Annotated in this window: 16 protein-coding genes; 9 read left to right on the forward strand and 7 right to left on the reverse strand. The window is 64.6% G+C overall.

Annotated features, from left to right (window positions below):
* The first annotated feature begins 3 nt into the window (after positions 1 to 3).
* The 3 genes from ugpC to IVB12_RS01885 all read left to right on the forward strand — a co-directional run bounded on the left by ugpC (position 4) and on the right by IVB12_RS01885 (position 2770).
* A complete protein-coding gene (gene ugpC / locus IVB12_RS01875; protein WP_247275634.1) occupies positions 4 to 1104 on the forward strand; it encodes a sn-glycerol-3-phosphate ABC transporter ATP-binding protein UgpC in 1101 nt (366 codons plus the stop codon).
* A gap of 34 nt (positions 1105 to 1138) precedes the next feature.
* Complete coding sequence (locus tag IVB12_RS01880) at positions 1139 to 2128, forward strand: hydroxyacid dehydrogenase (RefSeq protein WP_247295080.1); 990 nt, start codon at positions 1139 to 1141, stop codon at positions 2126 to 2128.
* Between the two features lie 168 nt (positions 2129 to 2296).
* Positions 2297 to 2770 (forward strand): hypothetical protein, encoded by a 474-nt coding sequence (locus IVB12_RS01885; RefSeq protein ID WP_247295082.1) that lies wholly within the window; start codon positions 2297 to 2299, stop codon positions 2768 to 2770.
* 64 nt (positions 2771 to 2834) lie between these two features.
* On the opposite strand, the gene IVB12_RS01890 is transcribed toward IVB12_RS01885, so the two are convergent.
* The gene (locus IVB12_RS01890) at positions 2835 to 3332 is read right to left on the reverse strand and encodes a DUF1993 domain-containing protein (RefSeq protein WP_247295410.1); all 498 of its coding nucleotides are present in this window, start codon (positions 3330 to 3332) and stop codon (positions 2835 to 2837) included.
* Between the two features lie 105 nt (positions 3333 to 3437).
* On the opposite strand from IVB12_RS01890, the gene IVB12_RS01895 reads away from it, so the two are divergent.
* Complete coding sequence (locus tag IVB12_RS01895; RefSeq protein WP_247295084.1) at positions 3438 to 4217, forward strand: transporter substrate-binding domain-containing protein; 780 nt, start codon at positions 3438 to 3440, stop codon at positions 4215 to 4217.
* 35 nt (positions 4218 to 4252) lie between these two features.
* Here the strand turns inward: IVB12_RS01895 and IVB12_RS01900 are convergent, their stop codons facing one another.
* Positions 4253 to 5260 carry a dienelactone hydrolase gene (locus IVB12_RS01900; protein ID WP_247295086.1) on the reverse strand — a complete coding sequence of 336 codons (1008 nt, stop codon included), beginning with the start codon at positions 5258 to 5260 and terminating at the stop codon, positions 4253 to 4255.
* Positions 5261 to 5465: 205 nt separating this feature from the next.
* Here IVB12_RS01900 and IVB12_RS01905 point away from each other — a divergent pair, with 205 nt between their 5' ends.
* Both IVB12_RS01905 and IVB12_RS01910 read left to right on the forward strand, forming a co-directional pair.
* On the forward strand, positions 5466 to 6338 hold the full coding sequence (locus IVB12_RS01905) for a DUF2147 domain-containing protein (RefSeq protein WP_247295088.1): 873 nt from the start codon (positions 5466 to 5468) through the stop codon (positions 6336 to 6338).
* Positions 6339 to 6512: 174 nt separating this feature from the next.
* On the forward strand, positions 6513 to 6869 hold the full coding sequence (locus IVB12_RS01910; RefSeq protein ID WP_247295090.1) for a hypothetical protein: 357 nt from the start codon (positions 6513 to 6515) through the stop codon (positions 6867 to 6869).
* 159 nt (positions 6870 to 7028) lie between these two features.
* On the opposite strand, the gene IVB12_RS01915 is transcribed toward IVB12_RS01910, so the two are convergent.
* Both IVB12_RS01915 and IVB12_RS01920 read right to left on the reverse strand, forming a co-directional pair.
* Positions 7029 to 7433, reverse strand: a complete 405-nt coding sequence (locus IVB12_RS01915) for a cupin domain-containing protein (protein ID WP_027573427.1) — start codon at positions 7431 to 7433, stop codon at positions 7029 to 7031.
* Positions 7434 to 7456: 23 nt separating this feature from the next.
* Positions 7457 to 8155: a ribonuclease activity regulator RraA gene (locus IVB12_RS01920; protein WP_036012452.1), complete on the reverse strand. Its 699-nt coding sequence runs from the start codon at positions 8153 to 8155 to the stop codon at positions 7457 to 7459.
* A 248-nt stretch (positions 8156 to 8403) separates the two neighbouring features.
* Here IVB12_RS01920 and pxpB point away from each other — a divergent pair, with 248 nt between their 5' ends.
* The 3 genes from pxpB to IVB12_RS01935 are packed head-to-tail and all read left to right on the forward strand — an operon-like array spanning position 8404 to position 10972.
* Positions 8404 to 9135, forward strand: a complete 732-nt coding sequence (gene pxpB, locus IVB12_RS01925) for a 5-oxoprolinase subunit PxpB (protein WP_247295093.1) — start codon at positions 8404 to 8406, stop codon at positions 9133 to 9135.
* A complete protein-coding gene (locus tag IVB12_RS01930) occupies positions 9132 to 10169 on the forward strand; it encodes a biotin-dependent carboxyltransferase family protein (RefSeq protein WP_247295095.1) in 1038 nt (345 codons plus the stop codon). Before pxpB ends, IVB12_RS01930 begins: the two co-directional genes overlap by 4 nt.
* 32 nt (positions 10170 to 10201) lie before the next feature.
* The gene (locus IVB12_RS01935; protein ID WP_247295097.1) at positions 10202 to 10972 is read left to right on the forward strand and encodes a 5-oxoprolinase subunit PxpA; all 771 of its coding nucleotides are present in this window, start codon (positions 10202 to 10204) and stop codon (positions 10970 to 10972) included.
* On the opposite strand, the gene IVB12_RS01940 is transcribed toward IVB12_RS01935, so the two are convergent.
* The 3 genes from IVB12_RS01940 to IVB12_RS01950 form a co-directional block, all read right to left on the reverse strand.
* Positions 10973 to 11125 carry a hypothetical protein gene (locus tag IVB12_RS01940; protein ID WP_247295099.1) on the reverse strand — a complete coding sequence of 51 codons (153 nt, stop codon included), beginning with the start codon at positions 11123 to 11125 and terminating at the stop codon, positions 10973 to 10975.
* Between the two features lie 260 nt (positions 11126 to 11385).
* Entirely contained in the window at positions 11386 to 12996 is a 1611-nt protein-coding gene (locus tag IVB12_RS01945) for a sulfite reductase subunit alpha (protein ID WP_247295100.1), read from the reverse strand.
* Complete coding sequence (locus IVB12_RS01950; protein ID WP_247295102.1) at positions 12993 to 14774, reverse strand: NirA family protein; 1782 nt, start codon at positions 14772 to 14774, stop codon at positions 12993 to 12995. Before IVB12_RS01950 ends, IVB12_RS01945 begins: the two co-directional genes overlap by 4 nt.
* Positions 14775 to 14865: the final 91 nt, after the last annotated feature.

Here is a 14865-nt window from a genome sequence, read left to right on the forward strand (position 1 = left end):
GCAATGGCCGACGTTTCCCTGCGTAAGGTGATCAAGCGTTACGACGATGTCGAAGCCGTGCGCGGCATCGATCTCGATATCTCCGATCATGAATTCATCGTGCTGGTGGGCCCCTCCGGCTGCGGCAAGTCGACGACGCTGCGCATGATCGCAGGGCTCGAGGACATCACCGACGGTGACATCATGATCGGCGGCGACGTGGTCAACGACGTGCCGCCGAAGGACCGCGACATCGCCATGGTGTTCCAGAATTACGCGCTCTATCCGCACATGACGGTCGCGGAGAACATGTCGTTCGGCCTGCGCCTGAAGCACTATCCCAAGGCCGAGATCAAGGCGCGAGTGACCGAGGCCGCCCGGCTCCTCGACATCACCGACCTGATCGATCGCAAGCCGAAGCAGCTATCCGGCGGCCAGCGCCAGCGCGTTGCGATGGGCCGGGCCATCGTACGCAATCCGAAGGTGTTCCTGTTCGACGAGCCGCTGTCCAATCTCGACGCCAAGCTGCGCGTGCAGATGCGGATCGAGATCAAGAAGGTGCACCAGAAGGTGCGCACCACCACGGTCTACGTCACCCACGACCAGGTCGAGGCGATGACGCTGGCCGACCGCGTCGTTGTGATGAACAAGGGATGTATCGAGCAGATCGGCACGCCGAACGAGCTCTACCACAAACCGGCGACACGCTTCGTCGCGGGCTTCATCGGCTCGCCCGCGATGAACTTCATTCCGTGCCGGCTCGAGGACGTCGGCGGCACGCTCCAGATCCGTCTCACCGACCGCATCGCTTTCCCGCTGCCGCCAGCCCGCGCCGCACGCTACAAGACTCTGCCGCGCACCGAGAAGCTGCTGCTGGGCCTTCGCCCCGAGCACCTCACCGAGTCGCATGCGCATCTCGCGCCCGGCGTCGAAACCTTCGAGACCGTGCTCGACGTAACCGAACCGATGGGGATGGAGACGCTGGTCTATTTCGGGCTCGACGGCACGCCGGTCTGCGGCCGCGTCGATCCCAATGCCGGCGCCAAGGACGGGGCACCCATGCGTTTGGCGATGGACCTCAACAACATGCACCTGCTAAACGAGGCGTCCGGCGTCGTGTTGTGATGCCGGTCCAAGAAACTCGCGCAGGCAGGAGACGATGGCGACCAACAAGAAGAAGATTTTCGTTACGCAAACTTTGTCGCAAGGGGCACGCGCCCTCCTCACCCAGCGGGACGATATCGAGCTCGTCGAGTTTCCGAACCTGATCTCCGCCAAGGACTTCGAGGCTCTGCTCAAGAGCCATGCACCGGTCCATGGCGTCGCGCTCGGCGCCACCGCCTTTGGCGAGACCGAGCTCGAAGCCGCAAAAGACATGAAGGTGGTGACCCGCATCGGCGTCGGCTACGACGCCGTCGACGTGCCCGCCCTCTCCCGCCGCAAGGTGCCGCTGATGGTCGCTGGCAGTGCCAACTCGCCCTCGGTCGCGGAAGCCGCGCTGTTTATGATGCTGACGCTGGCCAAGCGCGCGCAGGAATTGCACGCTTGCGTCAAGGACGGCAAATGGGCCGACCGGCTCGGCATGCTGCCGTTCGATCTCTACGGCAAGACCGTGCTGATCATCGGCTTCGGCCGTATCGGCAGTCGCACCGCCAAGCGCTGCCTGGCGATGGAGATGAAGGTACAGGTCTATGATCCCTACAAGCCGGCTGCCGATATCAAGGCTGCCGGCTGCGAGCCCGTCGCCGATTTCGATGCCGCGCTGCCTCATGCCGATTTCGTCACCATCCATTGTCCGAAGACGCCGGAGACGGTCGGCCTGTTCGATGCGGCACGGATCGGTCGGATGAAGCCGAAATCCTATCTCATCAACACCGCGCGCGGCGGTATCGTGAACGAGGCCGCGCTCTATGACGCGCTGGTCTCCGGCAAGCTCGCCGGTGCCGGTATCGATGTGTTCGAGGTGGAGCCGCCGCCGCTCAGCAACGCACTGTTTGCGCTGCCCAACGTCATCATGGCCCCGCATGTTGCCGGCGTTACCGTCGAGGCCGTGAGCCGCATGAGCGAGCAGACCGCGCGCAACATCCTGAGTGCGCTGGACGGCGATCCGATCCGGCAGAACGTCATCAATCAGGACGTGCTGGGCTGAGCCGAACTCCGGGCGGGCGGCGCAGGCGCTCGCTTGGGACGACCAAAAACCGTCCCATTTTGGTGCAGATCGAGCCCCAACTCAGCCTTAATCAAACGCGCGTAATGAGCCAGGGCGCACCGGCAGTGGGACAGACCAGCCGGCCGCGTCGAGCTGGAGGATGGACCCTTGGCAGAGATCGACCCGACCGACCACGCGCTGGCGACCATCGCCAGCATTTTAGAGCACCCCGAGCCCGTTCTCGCCGTACGTGAGACCGAGACCGAAATGGTGGTCGCTGGTGAACGTGAGCACATCGCCGCCGACGAGCAGCCAATTGTCAACGAGCATCCGGTGGTCGAGGAGCAGCCGCTGGTGCCGGAGCACACTGATGCGGACGGCTACAGCAAGGTCGGCCCGGGCCCGATGGTGGCGATCCGCCTCAAATGGACGGTCCATCGCGGCGACGACGGCCAATTCTACGTCCACGAGACCATCGGCGAGCAGTCGGCGCCCGTGGTTAGCGGCCCGATGACGAGCGAAGCCGCCGTGCATTTCGTCGACGCGCAGGAGCACGAAGCGCATCGGCGCTTCGAAGAGCTGCGCAGCGAAATTGCCGGCCGCAGCTCGCTCGCCGAATTCGAGCGCAAGGGCGAAGCGTAGGTTTACGTGCGTTCGGACGTCGCTATACACCTCTCCCCGCCGGGGAGAGGTGGAGGCCGAGCATCTACTTCCTTCCCAAATAATCCTTCTTCACCAGCTCGACGCCGGCGTGCCGCAACAGGTCGTAGGCCGTCGTCACGTGAAAGAAGAACTGCGGGACGCTGAAGGTCAGCAGCAGCGTTCGTCCGGTGAAGGGCAGCTCGGTGCCGTTCTTCAGCTTGAAGAAAACATTGCGTTCGGCCGACGCGTCTATCTCGGCACGCGGCAGGCTTTCGATGAACTCGATCGACGTCGCGATGCGTGCCTGAAGTCCGGCCATGTCGTGCTCCAGCACCGGCAGCGTGATCGGTTCGCGCTCCGCCAGCAAGGCCGGGGCGACCACGGCATGGCGGCAGGCCTCGCCGACCTGCTGCGCCAGATCGTACATGTTCGGCGCCAGGCGCATACCGAGCAGAACCGCCGGATTGAACTTGCGGGTCTCGGCATAGGCCACGCCCTTGTCGAGCAATCCGGACAGGTTGCGCAAGTACGGCACGAAGAGGCCAACCGAGGCCTCGTACATCGAGATCGTCACCTCTGAATTCCCTTCAATTCCGCCTCGCCAGCGACGGGCATCTGGTCTAAATCCACTCCGCACAATGACAGTTCGGGCACGGGTGGAAAAGAGATGATCGTTCGAATCTGGGCAGCTTTGGCCGTGGCGTTGCTGGTGAATGTCTCGGCGCATGCGCAGCAGGCGCCCTCGCGCCTCGACGAGATAGTCAAGCGCGGCACCTTGCGCGTCGGCATGACCGGCGACTACAAGCCCTTCACCTATCTGGACAAGACCACGCAGCAATTCAGCGGCTTCGACGTCGACATGGCGCAGGCCCTTGGCAACGCGCTCGGCGTCAAGGTCGAATTCGTGCCGACGGCCTGGCCGAAGCTGATGAAGGATTTCGAGGCCGACCAGTTCGATATCGCCATGGGCGGCGTCTCCGTCACGCTCGACCGGCAGAAGAAAGGCTTCTTCTCCACGCCGATCATGCGCGAGGGCAAGACGCCGATCGCGCGCTGCGCCGACACGGCCAAGTACCAGAGCATCGCCGACATCGACAAGAAGGGCACCCGAATCATCGTCAATCCCGGCGGCACCAACGAACGCTTCGCGCGCGCCAACATCAAGGATGCCGAGATCACTGTCTTCGCCGACAACACCGTGATCTTCGACGAGATCGCCAAGGGCAACGCCGATCTGATGATGACCGACGCCTCCGAGACGCGATACCAGCAGAAGCAGCATGCCGGCGTGCTCTGCGCGGTGCACCCTGAAAAGCCGTTCGATTTTTCGGAGAAGGCCTATTGGCTGCAGCGCGACATGGCGCTGAAGGCCTTCGTCGACCAATGGCTGCATATTTCCATGGAAGACGGCAGCTACAGGAAAATCTACAACGCTTGGTTCGACTAGCGACTATCGCGACGCCTAGTCGTATCCGTCTTCCGTCACTCCAAATGCGTGCGGAAAAAGGTCGCGGCCGCGCTGTTGAAGGCGTCGTGGAACGCCTTCCGATCGAAGCCAGGAGGATCGGTGCACAGGATCGGAGCGGCCTCGGTCAACTTGGGTGGACATGGCGCGATAAAGGAGAAATGCGCCGAGTTCGGCACGATCCGGTAGTCGGGGCGTTTCGGAAGCAGCTGTTCCAGCGCATCAATGGTATCAGGCACGACGCCATCGCCTCCGAGCGCCGAACGCCACAAGAGAATTGGGATATTCACGTCGGCTAGCCGCTCGCGATTAAAGAGGCCTTCGAAAAGTGGCGGATCCGCCAAGATAGCCGCTTTGATGCGGGGATCATGCACGGCCGGCTCGGTTGGCGCGCGGCCATCGCGAACGTCCTGGCATTTCGGCGTCGCCCCCCGCTCCTTCTCGCAGAGCGGAGCAAGCGCGCCGAAATCGGGGTTGCCGCCAATCACGACGAGACCGGTATAGGCGCCCCGCGAGAATCCGAACAGGCCAATCCGCTTGGAGTCCAGGACCGCAGCCTCCGTCCAGGTACGAAGCATGAAATCTGTGAGCCGCTTCATGTCGCGGGGACGCTCAACCAGCACGGAAAACTCATCGGTCCGGCTACTGTCCCTTGCGGTGTCACCCGGATGGTTGATCGCGGCGACTACGAAGCCGGCATCCGCCAGTATCGCAGCAGTATCGTTGTGGCTCAAAAACGAGCCGCGCCGCCCGTGCGAGAAAACGATCAGCGGCAGTCGATTGCCCGCTACCGGACAGTCCTTCACGCCTGCCAGGGTGATACCACCGCCCAAGGCGATTTCGGATAGCTGGGCGGCGCATGGAGTCCACACCATGCCCTTGAGCGCGGGCCCGGCGGCATCCGCGGGCACTTCGAGAAACCGGAGCCCGGCTGCTTGTGCCGGCGTCGCAGCAAGGCAATAGACGGCAGTCAGAATGATTGCGCCAAATCGTAGCTGTGACATGAGCGTGTGCTTTCGGATCATTCAACCACAACGGTTGTACATGTCCATGCTGTGACCGGTCCAGAGGCGCGGCGCATCCCCGTCCAACTCTGGACCGACTTCGATCTTATTGAACCAGGATCGAGGGGAAGGCGACTCATACCGAGAACAGTGATCTAGATCACTTTTCGCGGTCGAGCCGGCGTGTAAGCGTCGGTCCGGGGACCATCTGTTCAGGAGATGCGAAATGAGGAAGCTGTTGGCTACGGCCGCATTCCTGTTGGCGAGCACGGCTGCTCAGGCACAATACACCTTCGAATATGGCGGGCGCACCATCCGCATCGATCCCGACCGCGGCACGGTGCAGATCCCCGGCGTGTACGACAACACCGGCCAGGGCAAGGCCAAGAAGGTCAAGAAGAACGAGCAGGCGCCGCAGCAGGCCACGGTGGATCCGCAAGCGCCGGCTGCTGCTCCGGCACCGGCCCCCGCTCCCGCCGCCGCGCCGCCCGCAGCCGTGCAGGCGCCTGCACCCGCCGCCGCAGCAACGCCGCCCGCAGCGCCGCAACCACCCGCTCCGCCACCGGCCACCGCCAACAACACGCCTGCCGACACGGCCGTGGCGCCGCCGCCTGCGCCGCCTCCGGCCCCTGCTCCCGTCGAGCAGCAGGCGGCGCCCGCTGTGACGCCACCGCCCGCCCCGACCGTGGCTGCCGCACCACCGGCGCCGCCTCCGCCACCCGCGCCGGCGCCTGCCCCCGCTCCCGTTCAGGCGGCTGCAGCCACGCCTCCTCCGGCAGCCGCGCCCACGCGCGATCTGAATTCGCCGCTCGGCGTTTGGCTCACGGAGGAGAAGGAAGGCAAGGTCCGCATCGAGCAATGCGGCACCAATCTCTGCGGCTATTCGGTCGATTCGAAATCGAACCAGAACGGCGAGCAGGTCCTGATCAACATGAAGCCCGGCAAAGATCAGAAATGGTCAGGCCGCATCCTCGACCCCAATTCCGGCTCGACCTACTACTCGACGATCGCGATGAAGGGCACCGACCGCTTGCGCGTGCAGGGCTGCGCCTTCGGCGGCATGTTCTGCGGCGGCCAGACCTGGACGCGGGTGAACTGAGATCGGGCTGATTGACCAATGCAAGGGGGCCCGAGGCGGGTCCCTTTGTTTTTACGCGCCCTTCGGTTGCGAGGTGCGCAAACTCACACAACCTCCTGCGCATGTGACAGCCCTCACATCGCCGGTTCCGGGTCCATGTCACGATCCCCGAACGGTCAACCACAGGGGCGTGTCATGAACGGCTTTCGCAAGGCTCTCTTCGCCACCATTGTCGCTATCGCCTTCCCGCTGGCGCAGGCCGATGCTGCGGGCTCCACCTTCGACGGTGCATGGAATGTCCGCATCGCCTCCTCGATCCAGGCCTGCGGCGACGGCGCGACCGTCTCGATCGGAATCAACAATGGGCAGATTGCATCGAGCAGCGCCGCGGTGACGGCGTCGGGCCGCGTCGCCGATGCCGGCAACATCAACGTCATGCTGAGCACCGGCATCAAGCGCGCCGTCGGTTTTGGCCGGCTCAACGGCACCTCCGGCTCCGGCACCTGGCGTGGTGCCATGTGCACGGGGACGTGGACGGCGGAAAGAATGTGATGGTGCCGCGGGGACAAGAAGCGAAGACGCCCGTAAACGCGCTGACGGCGTTTCTGCGCAGAGTCGGGACCCAGCGCTCGCGTAGTCCCAAATTTCTGCGTCCCGGGATCGGCGATGCACCGCCCTGGGGCGATGCACCTTGTCCCGCACGCGAGCGTCTTAGCCGACCGCTGCCCCATATTCGGCGTCGGTGACCGGCTCCAGCCAGGTCGAATAGACGCCGTCGAGCGCTTCCTGCATGGCGATGTGGCACATGCCGTTGGTCGGCGATGCTCCGTGCCAGTGCAATTCGCCCGGCGGAATCCAGACGGTGTCGCCCGGGCGGATCTCGCGGATCGGGCCGCCCTTGGACTGCACGCGCCCAACGCCGGAGATGACGTAGAGCGTCTGGCCGAGCGGATGATGGTGCCAGTTGGTGCGCGCGCCCGGCTCGAACGCGACGCGCGAGCAGTTCAACCGTGCCGGCGCGGGCGCCATGATGACCGGATCCTGCCACACGGTGCCGGTGAAGTTTTCCTTGGGCGCACGGCGGGTCGGCCGCGTGCCTGCAACAGTGATCTCCATGGGGATTACCTCGCTCCTCCCGGTTACTTCTTGCTAGCGGCGTAGCGCGCCTTGGTCTCGGCGTTCATGGGATAGAGGCCAGGCAGCACGGCGCCGTTGTTCACCTCGTTGACGATCCAGGCTTCCATCCGCTCCTGCTCGACGCCCTCGTTGAGCACGTGATCGAGCATCGCCTGCGGGATCAGCACGCAACCGTCCTGGTCGGCGACCACGATGTCGTTGGGAAACACCGCGACACCGCCGCAGCCGATCGGCTCGCCCCAGCCGACAAAGGTGAGGCCCGCAACCGACGGCGGCGCGGCATAGCCGTCGCACCAGACCGGAAGATTGGTGCCAAGCACGCCCTCGACGTCACGCACCACGCCGTCGGTGACGAGCGCGGTCACGCCGCGCTTGACCATGCGGGCGCAGAGGATGTCGCCGAAGATGCCGGCATCGGTAATGCCCATGGCATCGACCACGGCGATGCAGCCTTCGGGCATTGCCTCGATCGCGGTGCGGGTCGAGATCGGCGATGACCAGGATTCCGGCGTCGCCAGATCCTCGCGTGCGGGCACGAAGCGCAGGGTGAAGGCCGGGCCCACCAGGCGCGGCAGGCCCGGGCGCAACGGACGCGCGCCGCGCATCCACACATTGCGCAGGCCCTTCTTCAGCAGGACCGTGGTGATGGTGGCGGTGGTGATGCCGGCGAGGGTCTTGCGGGCTTCGGGGGACAGCGACATGGAAACAGACGAGCTCCGGATGGGCGGGAAAGAACGCGCGCATCTTGCGAGCCGCAGCCCTTGCGTCAAGGGCCAAGAGGCTAGCAATAACGCAGGGCCGCCGGGCTATTATGCGATGCGATAACAAGGCTTTATCGCTTCCCCTTGCATTAATTTATTGGACTTGCGGGCGCATTTACGCGAAGCAGGACGAAGCGGAACTCGAACGCTGGGGACCGCATTCTTCAGAAGTCCGATTTCGACAGCTCATGGCCTCGACGCTTCCCCCGCCCCGCCTTCTGCCCAGTGGCGACAGCGCCGTCACGGTCGAGTTCAGCCGCACCATCGACGATGATGCCAACCAGCGCGTGCTGGCGCTCGACAAGGCGCTTGCAGCAAACCCGATCGACGGAATCACTGAGGCCGTACCGACCTATCGCTCGCTGCTGGTGCACTACGATCCCGGCAAGATCGGTTTCGACGCGCTCGGCGAGAAGCTGCTCGCGCTCGCGAGCCAGAAGCTGCCGCCGGCAACCAAGGCTCGCCGCTGGCGCATTCCCGTCGCCTATGGCGGCGAGCACGGCATCGACCTCGAGGATGTCGCCAAGGCCCTCAACACCACCCCCGACGACATCGTCGCCCGTCACGTCGCCGGCGACTACAAGGTCGCCATGATCGGCTTTACGCCGGGCTGGTCCTATCTCAGCGGGCTCGATAAATTTCTCCACATGTCGCGGCGACAGAATCCGCGCGTGCTGACGCCCGCCGGCACGATCTCGATCGGCGGCGTCCAGGCCGGAATCCAATGCCTGGCCGCCCCGAGCGGCTGGCACCTTCTGGGCCGCACGCCGGTGCGGACCTATCAGCTCCACCGCAATCCGACCTTCCTCACCGAACCCGGTGATCGCGTGACGTTTTACGCCATCGACCACAAGTCGTTCGAGGAACTGGACCGCGCTGCTGAAGCCGGCGAAATCGTCGCCGACCAGGTGGTCGCATGAGCCGGCTCGTCGTCACCAGCATCGGGCCCGCAAGCTCCGTTCAGGATGGCGGCCGCCACGGCGCGCAGCGCTATGGACTGACGGTGAGCGGGGCGATGGACCGGCTGTCGCTTGCTGCGGCGAACACGCTTGTCGGCAACGGGCCGTTTGCGGCCGCCGTCGAGATCGGCCCGTTCGGCGCCTCTTTCACCGCACGTGATGGCGCCGTGCGCGTCGCGATGTCGGGCGCGCCGCGCAATGCGGACGTCGCCGGAAATCCGATCGCCATGGACACATCGGTGACCTTGAAGGATGGCGAGACTCTGACGCTGGGCTTTGCCCGCGGCAGCGCCTTCACCTATCTCGCGATCGAGGGCGCCATCAAGGGCGAGCCGGTGTTCGGCAGCCTCGCCGTGAATGCGCGCGCGGGCCTCGGCAGCCCCTACCCGCGCCCGCTCCAGGCCGGCGACGAATTCAACGTTGATGCCGCGAGCGGCGCGAGCGAGCTGCGGATCGAGTTGCCGAAGCCCGTGAGCGGCCCGATCCGTGTTCTGATGGGCCCGCAGGACGATGAATTCGACGACGTCAACAAGACGCTGTTTCTGGACAGCGAGTGGAAGATCTCGGCGACCTCCGACCGGATGGGCTACCGTCTCGAGGGCCCCGCCATCAAGCATCTGCACGGCCACAACATCGTCTCCGATGGCACGGTCAATGGCAGCATCCAAGTGCCCGGCAACGGCGCACCAATCGTGCTGATGATGGATCGCGGCACCTCCGGCGGTTATCCGAAGATCGCAACCGTCATCACGGCCGATATCGGCCGGCTCGCGCAGACTTCGGCGGGAACCGCGTTCCGTTTCAAGGCGGTCAGCATGGCCGAGGCGCAGGACGAGGCGCGCAAGTTCGCGCAACTGATCCGCAGCCTGCCCGATCGCCTGCGCTCTGCCGACACCATCTCGCTCAACATCGAGGCGCTCAGCGATGCTAATGTTGCGGGCTATGCCGTGAGCGCCGTCGATGCCGGGACGTGGCAGGTCGCCGCGGAACCGTGAACGGCAACAAGACCAGAGGCGGAGTGCACCCCATGAAGACAGTCGATCTCAATTGCGACCTCGGCGAAGGTTTTGGCGCGTGGGAGATGGGCAATGACGCGGCGATGATCGAGCTGGCAAGCTCGGTCAACGTCGCCTGCGGCTTCCACGCCGGCGACCCTGACATCATGCGCCGGACGGTGGAGCTCGCGAAAGCGCGCGGGGTCTCGGTCGGCGCGCATCCCGGCTATCGCGATCTGCACGGCTTTGGCCGGCATCCGATCGCGGGGCTGAAAGCATCCGAAATCGAGAACCTCGTCGCCTACCAGATCGGCGCGTTGCAGGCGATCGCGACCGCAGCCGGGTACAAGGTGACCCATGTGAAGGCGCATGGCGCGCTTTCCAACGTCGCCTGCGAGGACGACATGACGGCGAAGGCGATCGCCGCCGGCATCAAGGCGGTCGATCCCAGCCTGATCTTCGTCGTGCTCGCGAACTCGAAGCTGGTGAAGGCCGGCGAAGCGGCCAATCTGCCGATGGTGCACGAGGTGTTCGCCGACCGCGCCTATGAGGACGACGGCAATCTCGTTTCGCGCAAGAAACCCGGCGCGGTGCTGCACGATGCCACGGCGATCGCCGATCGCGTCGTGCGCATGGTGCAGGATGGCGCGGTGGTCTCGGTTACCGGCAAGGTGATCAAGATGCGCACGGATACGGTCTGCATCCACGGCGATACGCCTGGCGCAGTCGAGATCGCGCGCGGTGTGCGTCAGGCGCTGAACAATGCGGGGATCGAGGTCGCGCCGTTCAAGCGCGGGGCGTGATCAGAACGGATGCACCGACAACGTGCCGAACACGATCGCCGCGATGACGGCAAACGCGCTATAGAGCGCGACATGATGCATGCTCGTCCTGGTCCGACGCGAGAGCGAACGCGCGTAGAAGTGCAGCCTGGCTTCCGCCGATAGTTCGCGCATGGTCGATCTCCAACGCCCCATTTGTGGGATTATGGAGGATCAACCCGGGGTGCCGGCAAGACGCCGGCAGAAAAAGCGATGAGCTTCTTCATAGGAGGCCCATTGCGGATACATATTCTCCGCAAGCGCAGGTTCCAAGAATCTCATTCGTTAAATTCCGAGGCAGCCGGAACCGGCTCGGATGGCAAAGATGACGGCCAGGCCAAACCCTGGGAAGGCCGTCCGATCAATCGGACGACTCATCCCGATGTTCTGGCGTTTTAATAAACGTCAGCCTGGAAGCGGCCGGTCTTCTTGAGCTCGGCGACGAAACTGACGGCTTCGTCGGTCGAACGTGCGCCGAACTGGGCGACGATGTCGACCAGCGCGCGCTCGACGTCCTTGGCCATGCGCTTGGCATCGCCGCAGATATAGAAATGCGCACCTTCGGCAAGCCACGTCCAGACCTCACGGCCGACCTCGCGCATGCGGTCCTGCACATAAAACTTCTTCTCACCGTCGCGCGACCAGGCCAGCGACAGGCGCGTGAGCAGACCCGAGGTCTTCATTGCGTTGAGTTCCTCCTGGTAGAAGAAGTCGCAATCGCTGCGCTGGTGTCCGAAGAACAGCCAGTTCTTGCCGGGCGCGCCGGTAGCCTTGCGGTCGAGCAGGAAGGCGCGGAACGGCGCGATGCCGGTGCCGGGGCCGACCATGATGATCGGCGTCTTCGGGTCCTGTGGCAGGCCGAAGGCGTGTGCCTTCTGCACATAGACATTGAGCTTCTCGCCCTCGTTGATACGCTCGCCGAGGAAGGTCGAGGCGACGCCGAGGCGCTTGCGCTTGCCGACAACGTAGCGCACCGAATCGACCGTCAGCGACAGCTTTCCGGGCGTCGAGTTGTGCGAGGACGAGATCGAATAGAGCCGCGGCTGAAGCGGCTCCAGCGCCTCGACGAAGGCCTCCGGATGCGGCCGCGTGCCCGAAAACTTCTGGAGCGCGGCCATGACGTCGAGCGTCGCCGCATCGCCATCGGGATCCTCCCCCTGCGCCAGCGCCCGCGCCTTCTCGCGCGCCGCGCCGCCGGTGATGAAGGAGATCAGTTCGAACAGCGTGTCCGGCGCCGGCGACAGCGAGGCATCCTCGATCAGCACCTCGCGCAACGTCTTGCCGTTGACTTTGGTGGTGTGGGAGGCGCCGAGCAGCGCGATGATCTGGTCGACGAGGCCGACATCGTTGCGTGCGAACACACCAAAGGAGTCGCCGACGACGTAGTCGAGCCTGCTCTCGGAGAGATCGAACTCGATGTGGTAGGTCTCCTTTTCCGACTTTCCCTTGTTGAGAAGACGGCGCGACAGGAAAGTCGCGGGCACGGGGTTGTCGCGCGAGCGGCCCGGCTCTGCGATGGTCACGGTCACGGCTGGCGCGGCCGTGTCCGGCTTGTCCGCCGCTTTGGCCGCCGGTGCCTTGTCGAGCTCCTCGTACAGCGACTTCAGCATTCGCGCGGTTTCCTTGCCGCCGGGAACGCAGAGGTTGAGCCGTGCTTCGCTGCGGCTCGCGATGGCTTCCGAATAATCGTGGCAATTGTAGCCGCACTGGCCGCAATCCTGCTGCGCCATCGCCGCCATCATCTTGCGGCGCAGGGGACGGCCCTCGGCGAGCTTCATCCGCTCGGCAATCGGCATGGTCTGGTCGTGCCACGGCGCTTCGCCGTCGTCGCCGTCACCGGCGGCGCCTTGCATGACGGCGGCGCCCTGCTCTGCCGACAGCGGCGCGGCGGCGTCAGGCGACAACAGGCCGGCAAAGAAGCCGTTCAGCCAGGAACGCTGCGCATCGGAGAACGGTGCGCTGGCGGGAATGATGTCGAGTTTCGGCGGAGGCGTGATCTGGTTCATGCGGACACCTGTGCATCGGCGAGCTTGCGCAGTGTTTCGCCGTCATGGCGGCGCGCAAAGGACAGGAAGGTTTCATCGGGAGACGAACGATGGGCGATATAGGCCTTGAGCAGTCCTTCGACCGTCTTCGGCGCATCTTCGGCCTTGAGGTCGTGATAGACCTCCTGCCCGACCTCCGCGTCAGGGCCGAACCCGCCGCCGGTGAAGAGGTGATAGCCCTCGACCGTGTCCTCCTCGTTGACAGGCACGCGCGCCCCGATCAGACCGATGTCGCTGATGTAGTGCTGGGCGCAGGAATGGTGGCAGCCGGTGACATGGATGTTGACCGGCTTGTCCATCGGAACGCGCGGCTCGCACCAGTCACCGATCTCCTCGGCATGGCGCTTGGTGTTCGCCGCGGCGAAGCGGCAGCCCGCATTGCCGGTGCAGGCGATCAGGCCGGCGCGGATATGCGAGGCCTCGACCGCGAGCCCGATCTGCTTGATCGCCGCGATGGCAAGCTCGACATTCTCGTTGCGCACGCCCGAGATCAGCAGGTTCTGCCAGACCGTGAGGCGGATCTCGCCGTCGCCGAGATCCCGTGCGATCTTGGCAAGGCCGCGCATCTGATCGCAGGTGAGCTTGCCGAGCGTCAGCGATACGCCGATCCAGTTGAGACCGTCCTGCTTCTGCTTGTGCACGCCGACATGCGCCATGCGGTCCGCGGCCGGCCGAGGCGCAAAGGCCTCTTCGGGCACGCGCGTGAACGGCGTCTTCAATCGCTCCTCGACCAGCTTGAGGAAGCCGTCATGGCCCATGCTGTCGAGCACGTATTTCAGACGCGCCTTGTTGCGGTTGGTGCGGTCACCGTGGTCGATGAACACGCGCACGATCGCGTCGGCGACCGCGGTCGCCTGCTCCGGCTTGACGATGATGCCGGAATATTTGGCGAAATCCTTGTGGCCGGTGATGCCGCCGAGACCGAGACGGAACCAGACTCCGGGCTCGACGCCGAAACCGTCTTTCACCTCGTACGCGGTGAATGCGATGTCGTTGGTCTCCTCGAGTACCGCGATCCTGCCGGCACCATCGAAGGCAACGTTGAACTTGCGCGGCAAGCCGTAGAGCGAGCGGTCATTGAGGATGTGATAGTGCCACTCGCGCGCATAGGGCCGCGTGTCGATCAGCTCCTGCGGATCGATTCCCGCCGTCGGCGTTCCCGTCACGTTGCGGATGTTGTCGGCGCCGGAGCCGCGCGAGCACAGGCCGAGGTCCTGGATGCCCTCGATCAGCTTCACCGCGTTCTTCGGCGGAATCTCGCGGAGCTGGAGATTCGCGCGCGTGGTGACGTGGCTGTAAGGGCCGCAGAGTTCGTCGGCGAGATCGGCAAGGCCGGACAGCTGCCAGTGCTTCATGATGCCGTTAGGAATCCGCAAACGGCTCATGTAGGAATCCTGCGTCGGCGCGACATAGAAGATGCCGTAATAGCGCCAGCGGAAATTGTCCGCCGGGCTCGGCGGCGCGTTGTCGAGCGCCTGCTGACGTAGGCGCGGATAGGCATCGAAAGGATGTTCCTCGCGCTTGAACTTCTCCTGGTCGGCAAGCTTCTTGCCCGACGCGATCACCTTGTCCTGCGCCTTGATGTGCACGGCATCGGGACCGGTGGGCTCGGCGCTCGCCTTGGCGGCGCCGCCGCCGAGACCGCGACCGACGCGGCTGATCTGCAGACCGGTCGTGAAGCCTTCGAGATAGCGTTTCTGCTCGTCGGTAAAGTCGACTGCGAGCGTATCGATTTTCATGGTCGGTAACGAAGCTCCTGCGGCCACCGAGGTGGTATCGACGGAAATTGGCACGACCCGCGAGGTATCTCGGCTGGCTCCAAGAGCCGGC

The sequence above is a fragment of the Bradyrhizobium sp. 179 genome, assembly GCF_023073535.1.
Classification (GTDB): Bacteria; Pseudomonadota; Alphaproteobacteria; order Rhizobiales; family Xanthobacteraceae; genus Bradyrhizobium.